18 protein-coding genes are annotated in these 22,775 nt (G+C 71.9%); 9 read left to right on the forward strand and 9 right to left on the reverse strand.

Going from position 1 to position 22,775, the window contains the following annotated elements; all coding sequences use genetic code 11:
* The first annotated feature begins 1 nt into the window (after position 1).
* Together A6A25_RS39390 and A6A25_RS39395 are read left to right on the forward strand one after the other, a co-directional pair.
* Positions 2-733, forward strand: a complete 732-nt coding sequence (locus tag A6A25_RS39390) for an anti-sigma factor family protein (protein ID WP_073899239.1) — start codon at positions 2-4, stop codon at positions 731-733.
* Positions 734-893: 160 nt separating this feature from the next.
* Complete coding sequence (locus A6A25_RS39395; protein ID WP_073899399.1) at positions 894-1,802, forward strand: NAD(P)-dependent oxidoreductase; 909 nt, start codon at positions 894-896, stop codon at positions 1,800-1,802.
* Here the strand turns inward: A6A25_RS39395 and A6A25_RS39400 are convergent.
* Positions 1,755-2,099 (reverse strand): DUF742 domain-containing protein, encoded by a 345-nt coding sequence (locus A6A25_RS39400; protein WP_073899241.1) that lies wholly within the window; start codon positions 2,097-2,099, stop codon positions 1,755-1,757. The two genes, A6A25_RS39395 and A6A25_RS39400, sit on opposite strands and share 48 nt — an antisense overlap.
* A 399-nt stretch (positions 2,100-2,498) precedes the next feature.
* On the opposite strand from A6A25_RS39400, the gene A6A25_RS39405 reads away from it, so the two are divergent.
* Both A6A25_RS39405 and A6A25_RS39410 read left to right on the forward strand, forming a co-directional pair.
* The gene (locus A6A25_RS39405; RefSeq protein WP_073899243.1) at positions 2,499-3,257 is read left to right on the forward strand and encodes an ABC transporter ATP-binding protein; all 759 of its coding nucleotides are present in this window, start codon (positions 2,499-2,501) and stop codon (positions 3,255-3,257) included.
* The gene (locus A6A25_RS39410; RefSeq protein WP_073899401.1) at positions 3,257-5,794 is read left to right on the forward strand and encodes an ABC transporter permease; all 2,538 of its coding nucleotides are present in this window, start codon (positions 3,257-3,259) and stop codon (positions 5,792-5,794) included. Before A6A25_RS39405 ends, A6A25_RS39410 begins: the two co-directional genes overlap by 1 nt.
* 143 nt (positions 5,795-5,937) lie before the next feature.
* On the opposite strand, the gene ispH is transcribed toward A6A25_RS39410, so the two are convergent.
* The 5 genes from ispH to bdeA all read right to left on the reverse strand — a co-directional run bounded on the left by ispH (position 5,938) and on the right by bdeA (position 13,045).
* Positions 5,938-6,942 carry a 4-hydroxy-3-methylbut-2-enyl diphosphate reductase gene (gene ispH / locus A6A25_RS39415; RefSeq protein WP_083669031.1) on the reverse strand — a complete coding sequence of 335 codons (1,005 nt, stop codon included), beginning with the start codon at positions 6,940-6,942 and terminating at the stop codon, positions 5,938-5,940.
* Between the two features lie 704 nt (positions 6,943-7,646).
* Positions 7,647-8,687, reverse strand: a complete 1,041-nt coding sequence (locus A6A25_RS39425; protein ID WP_073899402.1) for a family 2 encapsulin nanocompartment cargo protein polyprenyl transferase — start codon at positions 8,685-8,687, stop codon at positions 7,647-7,649.
* A gap of 212 nt (positions 8,688-8,899) precedes the next feature.
* Positions 8,900-10,309 (reverse strand): family 2B encapsulin nanocompartment shell protein, encoded by a 1,410-nt coding sequence (locus A6A25_RS39430; protein ID WP_073899247.1) that lies wholly within the window; start codon positions 10,307-10,309, stop codon positions 8,900-8,902.
* Positions 10,310-10,340: 31 nt separating this feature from the next.
* On the reverse strand, positions 10,341-11,747 hold the full coding sequence (locus tag A6A25_RS39435) for a family 2B encapsulin nanocompartment shell protein (RefSeq protein WP_073899249.1): 1,407 nt from the start codon (positions 11,745-11,747) through the stop codon (positions 10,341-10,343).
* 431 nt (positions 11,748-12,178) lie between these two features.
* Complete coding sequence (gene bdeA / locus A6A25_RS39440; RefSeq protein ID WP_380733466.1) at positions 12,179-13,045, reverse strand: bis(hydroxyethyl) terephthalate hydrolase; 867 nt, start codon at positions 13,043-13,045, stop codon at positions 12,179-12,181.
* A gap of 169 nt (positions 13,046-13,214) precedes the next feature.
* Here bdeA and A6A25_RS39445 point away from each other — a divergent pair, with 169 nt between their 5' ends.
* The 4 genes from A6A25_RS39445 to A6A25_RS39460 all read left to right on the forward strand — a co-directional run bounded on the left by A6A25_RS39445 (position 13,215) and on the right by A6A25_RS39460 (position 18,121).
* Positions 13,215-15,707: a helix-turn-helix transcriptional regulator gene (locus A6A25_RS39445; RefSeq protein ID WP_073899251.1), complete on the forward strand. Its 2,493-nt coding sequence runs from the start codon at positions 13,215-13,217 to the stop codon at positions 15,705-15,707.
* A 13-nt stretch (positions 15,708-15,720) separates the two neighbouring features.
* Complete coding sequence (locus tag A6A25_RS39450) at positions 15,721-16,137, forward strand: acyl-CoA thioesterase (RefSeq protein WP_073899253.1); 417 nt, start codon at positions 15,721-15,723, stop codon at positions 16,135-16,137.
* A complete protein-coding gene (locus tag A6A25_RS39455; protein ID WP_073899255.1) occupies positions 16,134-17,234 on the forward strand; it encodes a zinc-binding dehydrogenase in 1,101 nt (366 codons plus the stop codon). Before A6A25_RS39450 ends, A6A25_RS39455 begins: the two co-directional genes overlap by 4 nt.
* Positions 17,235-17,320: 86 nt before the next feature.
* Entirely contained in the window at positions 17,321-18,121 is an 801-nt protein-coding gene (locus A6A25_RS39460) for a cyclase family protein (RefSeq protein WP_241829165.1), read from the forward strand.
* Here the strand turns inward: A6A25_RS39460 and A6A25_RS39465 are convergent.
* Together A6A25_RS39465 and A6A25_RS39470 are read right to left on the reverse strand one after the other, a co-directional pair.
* Entirely contained in the window at positions 18,118-18,783 is a 666-nt protein-coding gene (locus A6A25_RS39465; RefSeq protein ID WP_073899259.1) for a response regulator transcription factor, read from the reverse strand. The two genes, A6A25_RS39460 and A6A25_RS39465, sit on opposite strands and share 4 nt — an antisense overlap.
* Positions 18,780-20,003 carry a sensor histidine kinase gene (locus A6A25_RS39470; RefSeq protein WP_083669034.1) on the reverse strand — a complete coding sequence of 408 codons (1,224 nt, stop codon included), beginning with the start codon at positions 20,001-20,003 and terminating at the stop codon, positions 18,780-18,782. Before A6A25_RS39470 ends, A6A25_RS39465 begins: the two co-directional genes overlap by 4 nt.
* A 174-nt stretch (positions 20,004-20,177) precedes the next feature.
* Here A6A25_RS39470 and A6A25_RS39475 point away from each other — a divergent pair, with 174 nt between their 5' ends.
* Positions 20,178-21,317: a UDP-N-acetylglucosamine 2-epimerase gene (locus tag A6A25_RS39475; RefSeq protein ID WP_083669035.1), complete on the forward strand. Its 1,140-nt coding sequence runs from the start codon at positions 20,178-20,180 to the stop codon at positions 21,315-21,317.
* Here the strand turns inward: A6A25_RS39475 and A6A25_RS39480 are convergent.
* Entirely contained in the window at positions 21,293-22,639 is a 1,347-nt protein-coding gene (locus tag A6A25_RS39480; RefSeq protein ID WP_198933037.1) for a protein adenylyltransferase SelO family protein, read from the reverse strand. The two genes, A6A25_RS39475 and A6A25_RS39480, sit on opposite strands and share 25 nt — an antisense overlap.
* Positions 22,640-22,775 lie beyond the last annotated feature (136 nt).

Below are 22,775 nucleotides of genomic sequence, written 5' to 3' on the forward strand. Positions count from 1 at the left end.
GGTGACTTCGCAGCCGAACCACGTCGACGTGGCGGCGTACGTCCTCGGTGTCCTCGATGAGGACGAGGTCGACGCGTTCGAGAACCACCTCGCCCAGTGCCGTCGATGTGCGCTCGACCTGCGGGATTTCGCCCAACTGCCCGACCTGCTCGACGAGGCCGACGCCAACGGCATGCTGCGCGCCAACGCGGGGGAGCGGCCCGACGGCCGTTCGGTGCGCGCGATGCTCGACTCGGTCTCGGAATCCAGGGCGCGCAAGCGCCGCGACGTCGCACTGCTGGCCGCCGCCGCCGCGACGTTGCTCGTCGTGCTGACCGCGGTCGTGTCGGTGAACGTCGCCGCACCGTCCGACCCGGTCGCCGCCTCGACCACGCAGTCGGTGCCGGAGCAGTCCAACGTGGCGAAGGGTGCGCCGGATGCGTCGGGCACTCTCAGCCGCACCGATCCCGTGACCGGCGTGTCCGCCCGGCTCGCGGCCAGCCCCGAGCCGTGGGGTACGTCGTTGCAGGTCGAGGTGAAGGGTGTCAAGGGGCCTGCCCGGTGCGAGTTGGTGGCGAAGTCGCGCACGGGTGAGGCGATGGTCATCGGCTCGTGGCTGGTCACCTCTCCCGGTCCGGCCAAGGACCCGGTGACGTTGCAGGCCTCGGTGGGGTTGCGCTGGCACGACATCACGGAGTTCGTCGTGCGCGACACCGAGGAAGGCGCCACCCTGCTCCGTCTCCCCACCTCCTGACCCCGCGCGTGTCCTACGTTCAGAACGGGCGTGTCCTACGTTCGGAACGCCTGAGTTGAACGCTCGCGACGCGGGACGGCCACCGGTCGAGACAGCGGTAGCGACACGGCGTTGAATTGCGGGGGAGGCGGTGTTGTGCCGTCGTGTGGAGGAGGTCGCGGTGAAGGTCGGATTCGTCGGGCTCGGGATCATGGGGCAGCCGATGGCGCTCAACCTGGCCCGGTCCGGTCGGTCGCTCGTGGTGTGGAATCGGTCGCCGCACCGGGTGGAGCCGTTGCGGGAGGCGGGGGCGGAGGTTGCCGCGTCACCGGCTGAGGTCTTCGTCGCTGCTGAGGTCGTGATTCTCATGCTTGCCAACGAGGGCGCGATCGACGCGGTCCTCGATCGCGGCACGGACCGCTTCGCGGAGCACGTCGGAGGTCGCACGGTCGTGCACATGGGCACGACTCCGCCGGGCTACTCGCGCGATCTCGGGGCCGACATCCGGGCCGCGGGCGGCAAGTACGTCGAGGCGCCCGTCTCCGGCTCGCGCGGGCCGGCCGAGGCCGGTGAGCTGGTCGGCATGCTGGCGGGTGACCCCGAGGACGTGGCACGGGTGCGCGAGGTGATCGCGCCGATGTGCGCCGACGTCGTGGTCTGCGGCCAGGTGCCCGAGGCCCTGCTGATGAAGCTGGCCGTCAACCTGTTCCTGATCACCATGACCACCGGCCTCGCGGAGGCGTTCCACTTCGCCGAACGCCACGACCTGGATCTCGGCACGCTCGTCGAAGTCCTCGACAAGGGCCCGATGTCGAGCAAGGTCTCCCGCGCCAAGACCGCGAAGCTCCTGACCGACGACTTCGACGCCCAAGCCGCGGCCCTCGACGTGCTCAGGAACAACCAGCTGATCGCCGAGGCCGCCCGTGCCGCCGGGGTCGCCTCACCGCTGCTGGACGCCTGCCTGGCCCTGTTCACCCGCACGGTGGAACTGGGGCACGGCAAGGAGGACATGGCCGCGGTCGTGCACGCCTTGCGGGAGCGCTCAGATTCGGCGCAGCCCCATCAGGACGCGTTCCATCAGCTCCAGTGACGGACGGCCCTTCTCGTCGATCGCGCGATCCTCGTGCACGTTGATCAGGCTCAGGTCGGACATGTCGGCCAACAAAACGCGCACGACGCCGAGCGGCAACCGCAGCGTGGCCGCGACTTCCGCGACGGAATGCGGATTCCGGCACAGGTCGCTGATGATGCGGTGTTCCGCGGTCGACGTGAGGGCGTCTCTCGCCGCCTTTTCGTTCGTCGTCACGATGGTCTCGATGGCCAACGTGGTCGCGGAGCGCGTACGCCCGCCGGTTCTGGTGTAGGGGCGCACCCGAAGGGTCGACACACCAGCTCCTCAAGTTGATCTTGGTCACGCGTGGTCAGGGTCGCTGACGCCGGTAGACCCTACGAGTGATCAGCGCCTCTGTCTCGATTTTCCCGCCATGTGGGAGAGTTGGCGTGTCGCCGCGACGGTCCGTGCCCGGTCGCTTCCAGCCGGTGTTCGCGCTGTGCGCAACCATCGGATGATCGGTCCGATTCACCTCCCGTTCGCTCTCCGTTCGGCTGCCGATCGCCGGGATCGCGCAAGGATTCCCGATTATGTCGGGGTTTTCGGCTCGATCTCAGGGAATTACCCCGAGCGTGAATCCGGGGTGATTCCCGACGCGCCGGCGGCCACCCTTCCGCCACATTTACCCGGTGGGGACGGCGAGGGCCGTCCGGGGTGAAGAGGGGTTGAGGACCGGTGACGGGCAACGTGGGGGCCGCCGCGCGAGCGGTGGACGTGTGGAAGTCCTACGGCACGGGGGAAGCGGCGGTCACGGCGCTGGCGGGGGTGAGCGTCGAGTTCGACCGCGGCCGGTTCACCGCGATCATGGGACCGTCGGGTTCGGGCAAGTCGACGCTCATGCACTGCCTGGCGGGCCTGGACACGATCGACTCCGGCGACGTCTGGATCGGCGCGACCTTGGTCAACGGCCTGCGCGACAAGGGCTTGACCGAGCTGCGGCGCAGCCAGGTCGGCTTCATCTTCCAGCAGTTCAACCTGCTGCCGACGCTCACCGCCGAGGAGAACATCACGCTGCCGCTGGCCATCGGCGGGCAGAAGGTCGACCGGGCCTGGTTCGACGCCGTGATCGACACTGTCGGCCTGCGCGACCGGCTCACGCACCGGCCGACGCAGCTGTCCGGCGGCCAGCAGCAACGCGTGGCCTGCGCCCGTGCCCTGGTGGCGCGGCCGGAAGTGGTGTTCGCCGACGAACCGACCGGAAACCTCGACTCCCGGTCCGGCGCGGAGGTGCTCGGGTTCCTCCAGCGCTCCGCCCGTGACTTCGACCAGACCGTCGTCATGGTCACCCACGACCCCAACGCCGCCTCGTACGCGGACCGGGTCATCTTCCTGGCCGACGGCCGGATCGTGCGCGAACTGCACCACCCGACCGCGGCGGACGTGCTCGACACGATGAAGTCCCTCGACGGTGACGACCGGCTGGTCGTGGCGTGATGCTGAAGGCGACGCTCAAGAGCGTGCTGGCGCGCAAGCTGCGGCTCGTCCTGTCGGGCCTGGCCGTCGTGCTCGGCGTGATGTTCGTGTCGGGCTCGTTCGTGCTGACCGACACGTTGGACCGCTCCTTCAAGGACCTGTTCGCCACCGTCTACTCCGAGGTGGACGTCCAGGTCGCGGTGAAGACCAAGGTCGACGCGGGCGACCCCGAGGCCGCGCTCGCCGGCACCCTCACCGCGGCCGATGTCAAGGCCGTCGAGTCGGTCGACGGCGTGCGCACGGCGGTCGGCGACGTCATGGGGTCGGCCCGGCCCATCGGCGAGAACGGCAAGGTGCTCACCACCTCCGGCGCACCGCGGCTCGGCACGGCCTGGCGTGACGGTGGCCAGGAGGAACTGCGCGAAGGCCGTGCCCCGCAACGCGACGACGAGGTGGCGATCAGCGCCTACCTCGCCGAGACCGGCGGGTTCACGGTCGGCGAGCAGGTCTCCGTGCTCACGCTGGAACCGAAGCGGACGTTCACCGTGGCCGGGATCTTCGGCTACCCCGGCGACCGCGACTCCCTCGGCGGCGAGCTGACCACCGCGTTCACCGAACCCGTCGCCCAGCAGCTCCTGCTCGGCGCGCCCGGCGCGTACAGCGGCATCACGGTCCGCGCCGACGAGGACGTGACCCAGGCCGTGCTGCGCGACCGCGTGCAGGCCGCGCTCGGTGACGACTACCAGGTGAAGACCGGAGAACAGCTGGCCAAGGAGTCCGCCGACGAGATCGGCGAAGGCCTGGCGTTCTTCAACTACGTGCTGCTCGGCTTCGCGGGCATCGCCCTGTTCGTCGGCATCTTCATCATCCTCAACACGTTCTCCATCATCGTCGCGCAACGCACCCGTGAACTCGCGCTGCTGCGGGCGATGGGCGCCAGCCGCAAGCAGATGATCGCCTCCGTCGTGGTCGAGGCGGTGGTCATCGGCGTGATCGCCTCGGTGGTCGGGTTGGGTGCCGGTATCGGCGTCGGCGCGCTGCTAGCCACGCTGTTCAGCACGTTCGGCGGCGGCAGCATGCAGCTCGCCGGCATCGCCGTGCCCACGTCGGCGATCGTCTCGTCGTTCGCGGTCGGGATCGTGGTCACCGTGCTGGCGGCGTTGCTGCCCGCCGTGCGCGCTTCCCGCATCCCGCCGGTCGCGGCACTGCGCGAAGCCGCCACGCCGGACCGGCCGTTGACCCGGTTGACCGTCGCCGGTGCCGCGCTGTCACTGCTCGGCGGTGGCGCGCTCGGCCTCGGGTTCGTCGACGGCACGCTGTGGCTGATCATGACCGGGCTGCTGGTGTCGTTCGTCGGCGTCGCGCTGCTGACGCCGTTGATCAGCCGGCCCGTGGTGTCGCTGATCGGCAAGCTGCTCGCGTGGTCGATGCCCGGCACGCTCGGCCGCCGCAACTCCGCCCGCAACCCGCGCCGCACCGCCATCACCGCCGCCGCGCTGATGGTCGGGATCGCGCTGATCACCGGCGTGAGCGTGGTGCTCACCTCGGCCACCACCAGCATCACCAAGGTCGCCGACACGCAGATCAAGGCCGACCTGATCATCTCCGGCGAGTCGACCAACGGCCAGGCGAGCGGTGCGTTCGCGGGTGACCGGATGGACCGGGTGCTCGCCACACCCGGCGTCGAATCCGGGTTCGGCTGGTACAACGACGCCGTGCTGCTCGACGGGCAGCAGAAGTTCGGCATGGTCGTGACCGACGTGCCCGCGATGGAGCGCATCTTCGGGCTGGACGCGGCCGGTGGCACGATCGCCGACCTGCGCGAGGGTGAGATCGGGCTGGACCAGGTCGCCGCCACCGCGCTGAACCTCCGGCAGGGCGGCACGGTGGCCGTGCAGACGACGAAGGGCGAGCAGCGCACCTACACCGTCGCGTTCGTGCTGGCCAAGAGCCGGGTCGTCAACGACGCTGTGTTCCTGCCCCGGTCCGTGGTGGACGAGTTGGCGGTGGCGAAGATCAGCAGCGCGTTCGTGAAGGCCGACACCGGGGTGGACGTGGGTTCGTTGCGGCGGAGCATCGAGCCGCTGTTCGCCGACAACCCCGAGGTCTCGGTCCAGGACCTCAGCTCGTACGCGCGGCAGCAGGCGGCGCAGCTGGACACGGTGTTGCTGATGATCCAGATCCTGCTCGCGCTGGCGATTCTGATCGCGGTGCTGGGTGTGATCAACACGCTGGCGCTGTCGGTGATCGAGCGGACGCGTGAGCTGGGGCTGCTGCGGGCGATCGGCATGCGCCGTGCCCAGGTGATGCGGATGATCACCGTGGAGTCGGTGGTGATCTCGGTGTTCGGCGCGCTGCTCGGCCTGGTGGTCGGCACGGCACTCGGCGTGGCGGCGGTCCAGGCGCTGGAGGACGTCGGCATCACCGACCTCGGCATCCCGTGGGCGCAACTGGGCAGCTACCTCCTCGTCGCCGCCGGCGTCGGCGTGGTGGCCGCGATCCTGCCCGCGATCCGCGCCGCCCGGTTGAACGTCCTGCAGGCCGTCTCGTACGAGTGACCCGCACAGTGCCCGGCCGGCCCTCTCGGGGACCCGGCCGGGCCCTGCCGCTTGCTTCACGTCCGGCCGGGCCCTGGCGCTTGCCTCGCGTCCGGCCGGGCACTGGCGCTTGCCTCGCGTCCGGCCGGGCCCTGCCGCCTGCTTCACGTCCGGCCGGGTTCCGCTGGGTCTTTCACCCAATCGGGCGTTCGGGGGTCTGGCAGCGGCTGGTCGGCTGCCTGCCCTTGTCGCCGCACCGCCGCCGGCAGCGTGAACTGGATCGTCTCCCGCGCGGTCTCCCGCACCTGCACGTCCCACGCGCCCAGCGCCTCGATCACCTCGTCCACCAACCGCGGCGGCGCCGAGGCGCCCGCGCTCACCCCGACCACCCGTGCGTCGGCCAGCCACTCCATCCGGATGTCCGACACGTCGTCGATCAGGTGCGCGGGCGTCCCCATCCGGCGGGCGGTCTCCACCAACCGCACCGAGTTCGACGAGTTCCGCGAACCCACCACCAGCACCACGTCCGAGTCACGCGCGACCTCACGCACCGCCTCCTGCCGGTTCGTGGTGGCGTAGCAGATGTCCGCCGACGAAGGCCCTCTCAACGCCGGGAACTTCGCCCGCAACGCGGCCAGCACATCCTCCGTCTCCTCCACCGCGAGCGTCGTCTGGGTCAGGTACGAGACCCGCGCCGGGTCCGGCACCTCCAACGCCTCCACGTCCGCGACGCTCTGCACCAGCACCGTCTGCGCGGGCGCCTCGCCCAACGTGCCCTCGACCTCCTCGTGCCCGGCGTGCCCGATGAGCACCACCGTGTCACCACGCGCGGCGTACCGCTTCGCCTCCGCGTGCACCTTCGTCACCAACGGGCACGTCGCGTCGATCACCTCCAACCCTCGCCGCGCCGCCTCCTCCCGCACCGCTGGCGACACGCCGTGCGCCGAGAACACCACGGTCGCCCCGTCCGGCACGGCATCCAGCTCGTCCACGAACACCGCGCCACGCGCCTCCAGCTCGGCCACGACGTGCGTGTTGTGCACGATCTGCTTGCGCACGTGGATCGGCCCACCGCGCTGGTCCAGGAGTCGGGCGACGATGTCGATGGCACGTTCGACCCCGGCGCAGAACGACCGGGGTGACGCCAGCAGGACAACGGGAAGGGCCACGGCACGGCTCCTCGTCAGGTCGGGTGTCTCGTCAGGTCCGGGCGTGGGATCCGGTCGGGTCGGGTCGGACCGGCTGTCGCGTCGTCGGACCGGATGTCTCGTCAGGGTCGGACGGGTCGACTCCAGTCAAGTCCGGGGCTTGGCGTGGTGCCCAGTCCCGGTCCCGATCTCGGTGCGGGTTCCGGTCCCGATGACTGTCCCGGTCTCGATCTCGGGCCCGGCGCGGGTTGGTGCGGGTTCGGGGTCGAGTTCGGTGTCCCGTCAGGCCGGGCGGGTGTGGCGTTCGGCGTCGCGGGGTGCGGTGCCCGATGTCGCGAGTGGGGTGCTCGAGTCCGTGGGCGTGGTGCTCGAGGGTCGTGGGTTGTGGTGCTGGGTATGGCCGGTGTGCTGTGGCGCCAGGTCGGGGTGGGCCGGGTCGGGGTGGGCCGGGTCGGGGTGGGCCGGGTCGGGGGAGAGGCCGGGTCGGGGTGGGGCCGGGTCGGGGTCGGGGCGGTCAGGTGGGGCGGTGCGGGCTTCGGGCGGGTGCGGGGCGGGTGGTTGGCGCGCGGGGTGGGCGGTTGGTTGGCGGCCTCGTTGTTTCAACCGACGTTTCAGGGTGGGGATAACGGTGTTTTCTTTGGTAGTCGGGTTCAGATTCACTCGTTGGTGAAGGGCCTTGGTGAGGTAAGTGCAGGTCAGGAGGTTGTGGTGGTTGGGGTGATCGGTCAGTGATCGCGGTGAGTGGCCAGGCGGGCGACGGCGTCCAGTTCCAGGGCGGCGCGGTCGGACGGGCCGGCGGCGCGCAGGTGTTCCCGCGCACGGACGAGCAGGTCGTCGGCCCTGGCCTGGCTCCACGACCGGGCGCCCGAGGTCTCGATCAGGTCCGCGGCACGGGCCAGGTCGGTCGGGGTGAGTGGCTGTTCGGCGTGGTAGAGGGAGTCCAGTTCGCGGGCGGCCGGGGTGTTGGAGGTCAGGGCGGCCACCACGGGCAGGGACTTCTTGCGGTTCTGCAGGTCCGAGTACACCGGCTTGCCCGTCACCTCGGGGTCGCCCCAGATGCCGAGCAGGTCGTCCACGAACTGGAACGCCAACCCGACCCGCTCCCCGAACGACCGCAGGTGCTCGACCTGATCCGGCCGCCCGCCGCCGAACAACGCCCCCACCGCGCAAGCCGCGCCCAGCAGCGCACCGGTCTTGCACTCGGCCATCCGCACGCACTCCGCCAACCGCACGTCGGTGCGCTCCTCGAACGACAAGTCCGCGCTCTGCCCCTCCAGCAACCGCTGCACCGCCGCCGACAGCACCCGGATCGTCTGTTGCGCGTTCGGGTGACCGCTGCCGGCCAGCACGTCCAACGCCAACGTCAGTAACGCGTCACCGGCCAGGATCGCCGGGTTCACCCCGAACACGTGCCACGCCGTCGGCCGGTGCCGGCGAGTCGTGTCGCCGTCCATCACGTCGTCGTGCAGCAACGAGAAGTTGTGCACCAACTCCACCGCCACCGCGGCCGGCAGGCCCGCGTCCGCCGCCCCGCCCACCGCCTGCGCGCCCAGCAGCGCCAACGCCGGCCGGATCGCCTTGCCCGCGTCCGCGCCCGTCGGCCTGCCGTGCTCGTCCCACCACCCGAAGTGGTAACCGGCGATCACCCGCATCGAGTCGGGCAACCGGTCCACCGCCGTCCGCAACGCCGGATCGACCCCGGCACGGCTCCAGTCCAGCACCTCGCGCGCGGACCGGTGATCGAGGCTCACGTCGAGGTCGGTCATCGCCACAACTCCTGTGTCATCGCCACAACTCCTGTTCGGGGGGAGGGAAGCGCCGTGCGGCGGCGGGCACGGGCGGCTGCGGGTGCGTGCCGAGCCCAGGGGCACGGGTACGCGCAAGGGCGGTGCGGCAGCCGGGTGTGGTGGCCCGGCTGCCCGGTGCGACGGTGAGTCCAAGGTCGGCTCAGACCCGGCACGGCCGAGTCAGGACCAGCTCAGGACCGGCCGATCTCCACGTGTTCCAGCACCCCGAGCGCGTCGGGCACCATCACGGCCACCGAGTAGTAGGCGCTGACCAGGTAGGACACGATCGCCTTGTCGTTGATGCCCATGAACCGCACGTTCAGGCTCGGCTGCACCTCGTCCGGGATGCCCGGCTGGTGCAGCCCGATCACGCCGTTGTCCTGCTCACCGACCCGCATGGCCAGGATCGAGGTGGTGTGCTGCGGCGTGATCGGGATCTTGTCCGACGGCAGCAGCGGCACGCCGCGCCAGGTCACGACCTGCGTGCCGTCCACGTTGGCGGTGCCCGGGTACAGGCCCCGCTTGCTCGCCTCCCGGCCGAACGCGGCGATCGTGCGCGGGTGGGCCAGCATGAACGCCGTCTTGCGCCGCCGGGACAGCAGCTCGTCCAGGTCGTCCGGCGTCGGCGGGCCGGTGCGGGTGTGGATGCGCTGCTTGAGGTCGGCGTTGTGCAGCAGCCCGATGCGGCGGTTGTTGATCATCTCGTACTCCTGCCGCTCGCGCAGGGCCTCGATGGTCAGCCGCAACTGCTGCTCGGTCTGGTTCATCGGGTTGTTGTAGAGGTCGGAGACGCGGCTGTGCACCCGCAGCACGGTCTGCGCGACTTCCAGCTCGTACTCGCGCGGGGACAGCTCGTAGTCGACGAAGGTCGCCGGCAGGTCGGGCTCGCCCTCGTGCCCGGAGGCGATCTCGATCTCCGCCTCGCCGTGCTTGTTCTGCGGCTTGCCCGCGTGGCGCGCGAACGCGTCGATGTGCGCCCGCAGCGCCTCCGCCTGGTCACCGAGCTCCCGCACCGACCGCCACGGCAGCGCCAGCACGACCACCGGCGTGATCGCCTTGACGGTGTAGTCCCATGCCAGTTCGTTGCCGTACAGCACCTCGTCGCCGAAGCGGTCGCCGTCGGCCAGCGTGTCGAGCACGGTCTGGTCGCCGTACTTGCCCTGCCCGATCTTGTTCACCTTGCCGTGCGCGACGAGGAAGACCTCCTCGGCCGGGTCGCCCGAGGAGACCAGCACGTCGCCGGGCTGGAACTCGCGCTGCCGGAACCGGTCGGCCAACGCGACCAGCACGTCGTCCTCCGGGAAGTCGCGCAGGACGGGCAGTTCCCGCAGCTCCTGCGGGATGACCCGGATGTCGGCGCCGGTGCTGGTGAAGCTCACCCGCCCGTCACCGAGCGCGTAGGTGAGGCGGCGGTTGACCCGGTACGTGCCTGCCTGGGTGGTCACCCACGGCAGCTTGCGCAGCAGCCACCTCGGCGAGATGCCCTGCATCTGCGGGGTGGACTTGGTGGTGCTCGCCAGGTTCCGCGCGGCCGCGGTGCTCAGGCTGTGCCGCTGCTGCTCGACCTCTTCGGGGGCGAGGCCGGGGTCTGTCACGGTCACTTCAGCTGCCCAATCTGGTCGGGGGGACTAGTCAGTCTTCGCGGCCGAGTTCCACGTGTTCGAGCACGCCGACGGCGTCCGGCACGAGGATCGCGGTCGAGTAGTAGGCGCTGACGAGGTAGGAGATGATCGCCTTCTCGTTGATGCCCATGAACCGCACGTTGAGCCCCGGCTGGTACTCGTCGGGCAGGCCCGTCTGGTGCAGGCCGATGACGCCCTGGTTGTGCTCGCCGGCGCGCAGCAGCATGATCGAGCTGGTGCGGGTCTTGGTGACCGGGATCTTGTTGCACGGCAGCACGGGCACACCGCGCCACGCGGGCACGTGGTGGCCGTTGAGGTCGATGGTCGACGGGTAGATGCCCCGCTTGCTGCACTCGCGGCCGAACGCGGCGATGACCCGCGGGTGCGCCAGGAACGCCGTGGGCTCCTTCCACACCGTGGCCAGCAGGTCGTCCATGTCGTCGGGGGTCGGCGGACCGGTGCGGGTGTGGATGCGCTGCTTGAGGTCGGCGCTGTTGAGCAGGCCGAAGTCGCGGTTGTTGACCATCTCGTGCTCCTGGCGCTCGCGCAGCGCCTCGATGGTCAGCCGCAACTGCTGCTCGACCTGGTCCATCGGCTGGTTGTAGAGGTCCGCGACGCGGCTGTGCACCCGCAGCACGGTCTGCGCGACGCTCAACTCCAGCTCGCGCGGCGCGATCTCGTAGTCGACGAACGTGCCGGGCAGGTCGGGTTCGCCCTCGTGGCCGGAGGCGATGTCGATCTCCGCCTCGCCGTAGGCGTTGGACTTGCCGCCGCCCGCCGCGAACATCCGCTGGATGTGCGCGCGCAGGCCGCCCGCCTCGCCGTTGAGCTGCTCGAACACGTCCCACGGCAGCACCAGCAGGATCACCGGCGTGACGGCCTTGACGGTGAACTCCCACTCGCCCTGCGGGCCCGCGAGGACGTCGCCGCCGAAGTGCTCGCCGTCGGCCAGCGTGCCGAGCACGGTCTGGGAGCCGTACTCGCCCTGGCCGATCCGGTTCACCTTGCCGTGCGCGATCAGGTAGACCGCGTCCTGCGGGCGGCCCTCCTCCACGATCACCGCGCCGGGCTCGAACTCGCGCTGCTCGAACCGGTCGGCCAGCGCGTTGAGCGCCTCGACGTCCTCGAAACCGCGCAGCAGCGCCAGTTCGGTCAGTTCCTCCGGGATGACCCGGACGTCCGCGCCGATGTTGGTGAAGGTCAGCCGCCCGTCGCCGACTTCGTAGCTGAGCCTGCGGTTGACCCGGAAGGCGCCGCCCTTCGCCTCCACCCAGGGCAGGATCTTGAGCAGCCACCGCGAGGTGATGCCCTGCATCTGGGGAACGGACTTGGTCGTGGTCGCCAGGTTCCGGGCTGCCGCCGTGCTCAGGCTCAACCGAGTCTGCTCGGTCTCCAAGTCCGAATCGGTCACAGTCACCGCTCACACCGCCAATCGGATTCGCTCATTGGTCCGGAATGACGGTAGTGAGCCTGAATACGCCACGGGAATCGGCCGATGTGACGACACCCCTGAGGGTCAATCGGCCCTGACGTGCGTACTCACCGTGGACCTCGTCCACCTCGCAAGTAATTAACGGGTGATCTTCGCGCGCGGTGGTGGAGTCATTCGCCCTTGGCGGGAATGGCTGGATCATTTGCGGTACAAGATTTCACCGGAACGTGTCGTTGACCATGATGTCCGCAAACGCTCTGTAACCAAATCGCACAAATGCGGAGAAAAGTTCACGCGTAGGTGGGCACGAAAAACGCGGTGCCGGCTCACTACCGGCACCGCGTGGTCAACTCGTGGAACGGACGTGGCGCCGCGAGTGTCGCGACGCCACGTCCGGGTCTGGCGCGATCAGCCGATCAGACCCCGTGCGGGCAGGTGTCCCGGTAGTCCGAGATCAGCGAGCTGTTCGCCGGGGACGGGCACAGGAACTGCTCGTAGCGGGTGTCGTTGTCGATGAACCGCTTGAGCCACGCGATGCTGTACTTCGCGATCGTCGTGTTCGAGCTGTTGGGCGCGAAGTGGCTGGCGCCGTTCAGCTCCAGGTACGCCTTGTCCAGGGTGGACGGCAGCGAGTTGTAGAACGGGATGGAGTGCGACGACACGGACGCGACCGAGTCGTTCTCGGCGCCGACCACCAGGGTCGGCACCCGCACACTGCCCCAGGTCTTGTCGGTGTGCCACCCGGTCAGCGGGATCGCCGCCTGGAGCGCGGGCCGCTGCTCGGCGGCGCGCAAGGTCCCGCCGCCGCCCATCGAGTGACCCATGACGCCGAGTCGCGACGCGTCGATCCGGCTGCGGACGGAGCTGCGCTGGGTCAGGTAGTCCAGCGCGGACAGCAGCTGGCTCGCCCGGCTGTCGGGCTGGTCGTAGCGGCTGTTGGTGTCGATGGTGAACACCACGAAGCCCTGCGACGCGATGCGCGGGCCCAGCCACGCCATGCTGGACTGGCTCGCGGTGTAGCCGGGGGAGACGGCGATCGCTCCGAAGGTGCCCTCGGCGGTGCTGGTCGGGTAGTAGATCGTGCCACCGCCGAAGCCGGTGACCGACAAGGAGGACACCGTGGTGGACGAGGTGGCGAACGGGCCCCGGGACGCCTCGATGCTGGAGTTGGTCGGTGCGGGACCGCGCCGGAACTCCTCCTCGGCGCCGGTGGCGGGCGTCACGCCGACCAGGGACAGGGCCAGCGCGGGGATCAGCGCGGGGATCAGTTTGCGGAGTTGCACGTCGGTGTACACCTCGCTTGGCAGGGAACTACGGACAGCGATGACCTTGCGTCACGACGTGACCGGTCCGCATCGGTGCAACCACCGGTCCGGGCCGAAAACTAACACTGGTAGATAATTTTTCGCCGATCTCTTCCGCTCGCCGTGGGCCTCCCGCCAGACTGGCCACATGCTGCGCGGACGTGACCGGCAGCGCGTCGCCGTCGACGCGTTGCTCGCCCGCGCCCAGGCCGGTCACGGCGGGGCGCTGGTGCTGCGCGGCGGCCCCGGGTCGGGCAAGACCGCGATGCTCGCCGCCGCACGGGAGACCACCTCCCCGAGCGACCGCCGGGTGCTGCTGTGCGTGGACGACGCCCACCTGCTGGAGGACACCGACTGGCTGGTGGACCTCGCCGCGCGCGCCGTCGACGAGCCGGTGGCCGTGCTGATCGCCACCGAGGGCGAGCCGCTGGGGCTGCCGTGGGTGCGGCTGGACCCGCTCGACCACGCCGACAGCCTGCGCGTGCTGCGCGACCTGCGGCCCGGCCTCGCGTCCGGGCTCGCGGACGACGTCGCCGACCTGGCCAGGGGCAACCCGCTCGCGCTCACCGAACTGGCCCGCGCGCTGACCTCCGAGCAGCTCGGCGGCACCGCGCCCGCGCCGGACGCGCTGCCCGAGGACAGCTCGCTGCGGGCCCGGTTCAGCGCCCGCTTCCACGCCCTGTCACCGCAGGCCCGGTTCGCGGTGGCGTTGAGCGTGGTGGACGAGGAGGTCGACGCCGACGACCTGGCCCGGATGCCCGACCTCGACCTCGCCGCGGTGGAGGAAGCCGCCGCCCTGCTCGACGGCGGCCCGCTGGTCCGCTCCACGCTGCGCACCGGGATCCCGCTGGCCCTGCGCTACGCCGCGCACGCCGCACTGGCCGAGAACCTGCCGCGCGGCCCGCGCCGCACCTGGCACGAGGCCGCCCGCGTGCCAGGTGTGCGCGACGCGTTCGCCGAACGGCTGGTCGACTCCGCGAGCCGGGCCCGCCGCTGCGGCGACTACCCGGCCGCCGCCCGTGACCACGACCGCGCCGCCGCGCTCACCGCCGACCCCGACGCCCGAGCACGCCACCTGATCGCCGCCGCCACCGACCACTGGGCCTACGGCGCGCCCCGCCGGGCCCATGTCGCGCTGCGCACCGCCGCCCGGCTCACCGACAGCGACGAGCTGCGGGCCCGCACCGAGCTGCTGCGCGGCGGCATCGACCTGGGACACGGCCTGCCGGACGTCGCGGTGCGCCGGCTGCTGCACGCGGCGGGTGAGCTCGTCGGCACGCACCGGTCGCTGGCCATCACCGCGCTCGGCTTCGCCGGTGAGGCGGCCAGCATCGCGGGTGACCACGCCCGGTACGCCGAGACCGCCGCGTTCGCCGCACGCCTGCGCCGACCCGACGAGCCGGACGACACCCGGATCACCCTGGACCACCTCACGGGCATGGCCGCCACGTTCGCCGGTCGGCACGAGGAAGCCGTGCCCGTGCTGCGGTCGGTGATCGAGCTGGCCGAACGGGTGCCGCACCCGCAGGCCAAGATCTGGGGCGGCCAGGCCGCCTACACCCTGGGTGACGCGTCCCGGGCGCACGAGCTGGCCACCAGCGCGGTCACCGCGGCGCACGAGCACGGCCTGACCGCCCTGGTGCCGTGGGCGCTGGTCTACCGGGCGCTGTCGGCGCTGCTACTGGACCAGCACTCGGCGGCGCTGTCGGCCGCGTTCGAGGGTGTGCACGCGGCCACCGCCATCGGCCAGCACAACGCCGTGGTCGACCACCTCACGATCCTCGCCCTGGTCGCGGCCCTGCGCGGCGACACCGACACCGCGATGCACCGCATCGACGCCGCCGCCGAGCAGATCGCCGAACGCGGGCTCGGCCGCTCCGGCACGTTCGGCGCGTGGGCGTTCGCCTGCGTGGACCTCGCGCTGGACCGCCCGGCCGACGCGCTGGACCGGCTGCGGCTGATGGCCGCCGGGTCGGGTGGCGTGCACACCGGCATCAAGGTGCTGGCCGCGCCGCACGTCGTGGAGGCCGCCGTCGGCTGCGGCCGGCCGTCCACCGGCGACCGGGCGTTGCGCCGGTACGAGAAGTGGGCGGGCACCACCGGCAGCGCGGCCAGGCTGGCGCTGTCGCACCGCTGCCGCGGCCTGCTCGCCGACGGCCCGCCCGCCGACGAGCACTTCCGCGAGGCGATCCGGCTGCACCGGGCCAGCGGCACCGCCATGGAACTGGCCAAGACCGAGCTGTTCTACGGCCACCGGCTGCGCCGCGACCGCAAGCCCCGCGCCGCGCGCGACCTGCTGCGCGAGGCGATGCACATCTTCCAGCGCTACGACGCCGACCGCTGGGTCGCGCGCGCCCGCGCCGAGCTGCGCGCGGCCGGTGAGGCGGTCGGCCCGACCCAGGCCGACCGGACCGCCGACCGCGCCGCCAACCGGGCCGCGGGCCGCTCCGACGCCGACCCCACCGCGGGCCTGACCCCGCAGCAGGCGCAGATCGCCCGCCTGGTCGCCGAGGGCGCGACCAACCGGGAGGTCGCCGCGCGGCTGTTCCTGAGCCACCGCACCGTCGAGCACCACCTGCGCAACATCTTCGCCAGGCTCGAGGTGCGGTCCCGGGTCGAGCTGACCCGGATGCTCGACTGACTCAGGAGGACAGGTGCGCGAGCAGTACCGGCACTGGCAGCGGATACCCACCCGGTGGCACGACAACGACGTGTACGGACACGTGAACAACGTCGTGCACTACGCGTTCATGGACACGGTGATCAACACGTGGTTGATCACCGAGGGCGGGTTGGACATCCACCACGGGCAGGCCATCGGGCTGTGCGTGGAATCCCACTGCAACTACCGCGCGTCCATCGCGTTCCCCGAGGCCGTCGACGCCGGGCTGCGGATCGGTCACCTCGGCCGCTCCAGCGTCCGCTACGAGGTCGGCTTCTACCCGGAAGGACGGGACGACGTGGTCGCCGAAGGGCACTTCGTGCACGTGTTCACCGACCGCGAGACCCGCAAGCCGGTGGCGATCCCGGCCGGTCTGCGCGCCGCGATGGAAGGGCTGGTGGTCGCGTGAGGACCAGGGGAGCGGTGCTGACCGGGGTCGGCGGTCCGCTGGAGGTGCTCGACCTGGAGCTGGACCCGCCGGGCGCCGGTGAGCTGCTGGTCAAGGTGCACGCCACCGGGCTGTGCCACTCCGACCTGTCGGTGATCGACGGCTCCCGGATCCGGCCGCTGCCCATGCTGCTCGGCCACGAGGCCGCGGGCGAGGTGGTCGAGACCGGGCCGGGTGCGTCCGACTTCGCCGTGGGCGACCGGGTGGTGCTGTCGTTCGTGCCCGCCTGCGGCTCGTGCCGCCGGTGCGTCTCGGGGCGGCAGGCGCTGTGCGAACCGGGTGCCGCGGCCAACCGCGAGGGCACGCTGCTCGGCGGCGAACGGCGGCTGCGCCTGCCCGACGGCACGCGCCCGCACCACCACCTGGGCGTGTCCGGGTTCGCCGAGTACGCCGTGGTGTCGGAGAAGTCGGCCACGCTCGTGCCCGCCGACCTGCCGTTCGAGATCGCCGCCCTGTTCGGCTGCGCGGTGCTCACCGGCGCGGGCGCGGCGTTCTACAGCGCGGCCGTCACGCCGGGGGACCGGGTCGCGGTGTTCGGGCTCGGCGGCGTCGGGCTGGCCGCGCTGCTCGCCGCACGGGCGGCCGGGGCGTCGCAGATCATCGCGGTGGACGTGGTGGCGCACAAGCGGGAGTTGGCGCGCACGCTCGGCGCGACCCACGACGTGGCCGGCGGTCCGGACGCGGTGGAGGAAGTGCGCTCGTTGACCGGCGGTGGCGCGGACAAGGTCATCGACACCACCGGTGTCGCGGCGGTGTTGGAGCAGGCGTACGCGGCCACCGGCGCGGGCGGCACCACGGTGACCGTCGGCCTGCCGCACCCCGACCGCACGATCACGCTGCCCGCGCTGAGCCTGGTGGCCGAGGAGCGGACGCTGAAGGGCAGCTACCTCGGCTCGTGCGTACCACGACGGGACGTGCCGCGGTTCGTGGACCTCTACCGCGCCGGGCAGCTGCCCGTGCAGGAACTGCTGTCCGGACGCCTCACGCTGGACGAGATCAACACCGGCTTCACCCGTTTGGCGTCAGGAGAAGCCGTCCGGCAGGTCGTCGTCTTGTGATCACCCAGCCGGTACCGTTGCCCGGATCGGGTGACGGCTAGGCAGAGGAGTGGTCGGCGGTGCGCAGACGGTCGATGCTCGCGGGTGTGGCGACAGCAGTGGGCGGCGTGATCGCGGGCAGCGGGTCGGCGGGTGCTTCGGGGCGTTCGGGCCAGTTGGGCCTGGCCGACTACCGGTTGGTGAACCTGGCGCACGTCAACGACCCGGACCGGACCAACGTCTACCCGGGCGACCCGGCGTTCACCCTGACCACCGTGACCACGGTGCCGGAGCACGGGTTCTACCTGCAGTACGTGCAGCAGGGCGAGCACACCGGCACGCACTGGGGCGCGCCGGCGCACTTCAACGACGACCAGCCCCACGCCGACGAGCTCGACGCCGAGGACCTGTTCCTGCCCGCCGTGAAGGTCGACGTGCGGGAACAGGCCGCGCGCAGCGCCGACTACGAGGTGAGCGTCGCCGACCTGCAGCGGTGGGAGAGGCGGCACGGCCGCATCCCGAACGAGGCCGCGGTCGTGCTGTGGACCGGGTGGGAGGAGCGCTGGGGCACCGAGGCGTTCTTCAACTTCGACGCCGCGGGGCAGATGCACCAGCCCGGGTTCTCGCTGGAGGCCGTGCAGTGGCTGGTCGACACCGGCCGCCTCGGCCGTCGCGGCGCGCTGGGCACGGACACGTTCAGCCCGGAGTCCTCGCTCGACACCGAGTATCGGGTGTCCAAGCTGCTCTACCGGGAACACCGGATCAGCCTGGAGATCCTGGCGAACCTGGCGTCGCTGCCCGAGCAGGGCGCGCACATCCTGGTCGGCGGCACGGTCAACCGGCGCGGCTCCGGCTCGCCCGCGAGCATCTACGCCTTCGTGCCCAAGACCGGACCCGGCCGCTCCTAGCCGTCCGGGGTCAGCCGCAGTTGGCTGGCCAGCAGCGCGGCCTGGACGCGGTTGTCCAACTGGAGCTTCGACAGCGTGCGGGAGACGTAGGTCTTCACCGTCGACACGCTCATGAAGAGGCGTTCGGCGATCTCGGCGTTGTTCAGGCCCAGACCCACCTGGCCGAGCACCTCGCGTTCCCGCTCGCTGAGCAGGTCGAGCCGTTCGGCGGCGTCGGGGAACGCGGTCGACCCGACGGCCGAGCGGCCCGCGAGGCGCCGCAGGAGGCGCCTGCTCAGCTCGGTGTTCACCACCGAGGCGCCGCCGTTGACCGCCCGGACCGCGGTGAGCAGGTCCTTCGGCGAGAGCTGCTTGAGCAGGAAACCGTCCGCGCCCGCGGTGAGCGCGTCGATCATGAGCTGGTCGTCGTCGAACGTGGTCAGGGCCAGCACCAGCGGCGGGTCGGCGCCCTTCTTCAGCTGCGCGGTGGCGGTCACCCCGTCCACCCGGGGCATCCGCAGGTCCATCAGCACCACGTCGGGCCGGTGCTCGCGGCAGGCCGCGACCGCCTCGGCGCCGTCACCGGCCTCGCCGACCACCTCGACGTCGTCCGCGGACTCCAGGATCGCCCTCGTCCCGGCGCGGATCAGGGCCTGGTCGTCGACGACGAGCACCCTGATCATGGCGCCGATCGTCCCACGGGCGCACCGGTGTCGCGACCGCGCGGCAGCTCGGCGCGCAGCACGAACCGGGTGCCGTCCGCCGAGGGCCCGGCGGTGACGCTACCGCCCGCCAGGGCCGCCTCCTCCACCAGCAGCCGCAGGCCGCGGCCGGTGCCGGGCAGGGTGGGCCGGTCCTCCGAGGCGGGCGGGCTGGACACGGTCAGCCGCACCCGGTCGTCCTCGAGCGCGAGGCGGAGGTCGGCCCGCGGCACCCCGGCGTGCCGCAGCACGTTGGTCAGCGACTCCCGGATGATGCGGTAGCACAGGTCCTCGGTGGTCGGGTCGCCCACGCCGGCGGTCCCGTCGACCGCGTAGTCCACCTCGACGCCCAACGAGCGGTAGTCACGCACCAGGTCCTCGACGTCATCGATGCCGAACTCCGCGACGGCGCCGTCGCCCTCGGCCGCCGGCGCGGACAGCACGTCGATCACCTCGCCGAGTTGCGCGATCGCCCGACGGCCGACGTCCGCGATCAGCTCGCAGCGCCGCGTGATCGACTCGGTGGCCGCGGGGTCGACGCTGATCGCGCCCGCCGTGGTCACCATCACGCTGACGTGGTGCCCGACGCCGTCGTGCATCATCGACGCCAACCGGGCCCGTTCGGTCAGGCTCCGCTCCCGCGACGTGCTCTCCCGGAGCCGTCGCTCGCGTTCCGCCGACTGCGCGGCGTGCCGCTCGCGGTCGGCGTACGCCTCCTCCAGGCTGTTCTTCGCCAGGCCCATCACGAACGGCGCGACGGCGGCGAGCGACCAGTAGACCAGCCCGTTGACCCCGTGCGCGGGCAGCGCGGTCTCGAACTCGAACAGGCGGCCGGCGTCGACCGGCTCGAACAGCGCGTGGTGCAGCGGCCAGAGCAGCACCACGGCCACGTTGACGGCGGCGGGTGGCCAGCGCCGCCGCCTGGTCACCGAGAAGGTCATCACGTAGATGGGGTACGGCAGGTCCGTCACCAGGAACGCCGCGCACGCGACCACCGTGGCCGCCCAGTCGTGGTCCCTCCGCCACAGCGCGACCACCGCCGCGCACACCACCGAGATCGCGGCGAAGGCGAGCGGCGTCGGCGTGGGCGCCGAGCGGTGCAGGCCGGTCAGCAACCCCACCGCGGCCGGACCCGCGATCACCAGCGCCGCCATCGCGTCACGGGCCCGTCGTGAGCGGAACTGCCGCTGCCAGCGTTGCATCACTCACAGCATGCAAGCAGCTCGGCCGCGCGTCGGCGACCGGACGGCGCGTCGACCACACCGTCAACCCGGGTCTACAAGGCGCCGCGAGCCGTCACCGCGGGACGACACGGGCAGCCCGTCGACCGGGGTCTCCTGGACACCGACGAACCGAACGGTCCCCACGGAGGAACGATGACCGCGACACTGCAGCGCCCGACCGACCGCACCACCCTCCTGCCCCCGCTCGCCGCAGCACCCCGAACGGGTGGCGTCGCGGCGGTCCTGGGCGCCCGCGAGGAGGTCTTCACGCTGGCGCCCGTGCTCAGCGAGCTGGGCGAGGCGGCCAGGGTGGTCCGGATCGGCCGTGAGCTGCCCGGGACACCGGCCGACACCCTGCACAGCGAGGCCCGCAGCTGCCGCATCGCGGTGGCGCTGGAACGGCTGCAGCAGGCGTTCACCGCCGACCGCCCGGACGCCGTGCTCGTCGCGGGCGCGACCGACACCGCGCTCGCCGCCGCGCTGGCCGCCGACTCGCGGGGCATCCCGCTGGTGCGGCTGGGTGCGGGCCTGCGCAGCCGTGAGCTCGACCGCCCCGAGGAGCACAACCGGGTGATCCTCGACCGGGCCGGTGACGTGCTGTGCGCGCCCACCCCGGGCAACGTCGCCAACCTGGAGGCCGAAGGGCTCGGCGGGCGCGACGTGCGGCTGACCGGCAACACCACGGTCGAGGCCGTGCACCACCGGCTGATGGCCGAACGGGACCGGGCGGCCGTGCTGCGCAAGTGGGGACTGCGGCCGGACCGGTACGTGGTGGCCACCCTCGGCCGGGCCGAGAACACCGACGACGAGGAAGCGCTGTTCGCCGTCACCAACCAGCTCGCCGGCGTGGTGGACGCCGGCTACCCGGTGGTGGTGCCCGCGGACCCGCGCACGAGGGCGGCGATGGACCGCGTCGGCGTGGGGACGTCCGGGATGGACCTGCGCGTGGTCGACCGGCTCTGGCACTCCGAGTTCCTGGCGCTGGCCCGGCACGCCGCGCTGCTCGTCACCGATTCCGGCACCGTCCAGGAGGAGGCGACGGTGCTGAAGCGACCGGTCCTGGTCGTCCGGCGGTCGACCGAGCGGCCGGAGGTGCTGCGCGACTTCGCCACGCTGGTCGCGCCGCACGACGACATCACCGGTATCGCGCTGGGGTGGCTGACCGACGGCGACGAGCGGCGGGCCCGGCTCGCCGACCTGCCGTCCCCGTTCGGCGACCGGCGCAGCGGCAGGCGCATCGCGGCCGCCGTGCGCGGACTCGTGCCGGGTCAGGTACCGCAGAAGGTCTGGTAGGAGGCGGCGAAGTGGTCCGGTGCCGGTTCCGCGTATGGGTCGAGGCCGGGGCGCTCGTCGAACGGGGCACTCACCGCGTCGAGGAGCCGTTCGAGCGGGCCCAGGTCGCCGTCGGTGGCGGCGGCGAGGGCTTCTTCCACCAGGTGGTTGCGGGGGATGTAGGCGGGGTTGACCCGGCTCATCGCGTCGGCGTCGGGGGAGAGCGCGCGCCAGCGGGCCAGCCAGGCGTCGATCGCGGCGAGGTCGAGGAACAGTTCGCGGGCGGGCTCGGTGTCGCCGCGGGCCGCCGCACTCAGGCGGCGGTAGAACGACGTGTGGTCGACGCGGTTGTCCCGGAGCAGGGTGAGCAGGTCGTCCACCAGCGGCGCCGGTGCGTCGGTGACGCCGAGCTTGGCGGCCATGCCGGTCGACCAGACGTCGTTGTACTGCCGGCGGAACGTGCCCAGCGCCTCGACCGCGAGCGCGACGGCCCGCTCCTCGTCCTCGGCGAACAGGGGCAGCAGGGCCTCGGCGAGCCGCGCCAGGTTCCACTCGGCCACCCGCGGCTGGTTGCCGTAGGCGTACCGCCCGGCGTGGTCGATCGAGCTGTAGACGGTGGCCGGGTCGAACGCCTCCAGGAACGCGCACGGGCCGTAGTCGATGGTCTCACCGGAGATCGTCATGTTGTCGGTGTTCATCACCCCGTGGATGAAGCCGACGAGCATCCACCGCGCGACCAGCTCCGCCTGAGCGGTGACCACGGCCTCGAACAGCGCCAGGTAGCGGTTCTCGGCGCCCGCGGCGTCGGGGTGGTGCCGGGCGATCGCGTGATCGGCCACCCGGCGCAGGAGGTCGACGTCACCGGTCGCGCGGGCGTACTGGAAGCTGCCGACGCGCAGGTGGCTGGCGGCCACCCGGGCGAGCACGGCTCCCGGCAGCACGGTCTCCCGGCGCACCGGCCGCCCGGTCGCGACCACGGCCAGCGCACGGGTGGTGGGGATGCCGAGGGCGTGCATCGCCTCGCTGACCACGTACTCGCGCAGCATCGGGCCCACCGCCGCCAACCCGTCGCCGCCGCGGGCGAACGGCGTGCGCCCGGAGCCCTTGAGGTGCAGGTCGCGCGGGCCGCCGTCGGAGTGGACGACCTCGCCGAGCAGCAGCGCGCGACCGTCACCGAGCCGGGGCGCGTAGTGGCCGAACTGGTGCCCGGCGTAGGCCTGCGCCACCGGCGTGACGCCCTCGGGGACGTGCTCGCCGACGAGCAGCCGCAGGCCCTCCGCGCCGCGCAGCCAGGCGGCGTCCAAGCCGAGTTCGCCGGCCAGCCGTTCGTTGAGCGCGAGCAGGCGCGGCGCCGGAGCCGGCTCGGCCGGCCAGCTCGGGCAGCGCCCGCGCGAAGTGGTCGCTCAGGGTGACGGTTGCCGGTGGGGTGCTCACCCGGTCCACGGTACGTCGTCCGGCCCACCGGGCGGGCTCGCCGTC

The sequence above is a fragment of the Saccharothrix sp. CB00851 genome (assembly GCF_001905065.1).
Lineage (GTDB): Bacteria > Actinomycetota > Actinomycetes > Mycobacteriales > Pseudonocardiaceae > Actinosynnema.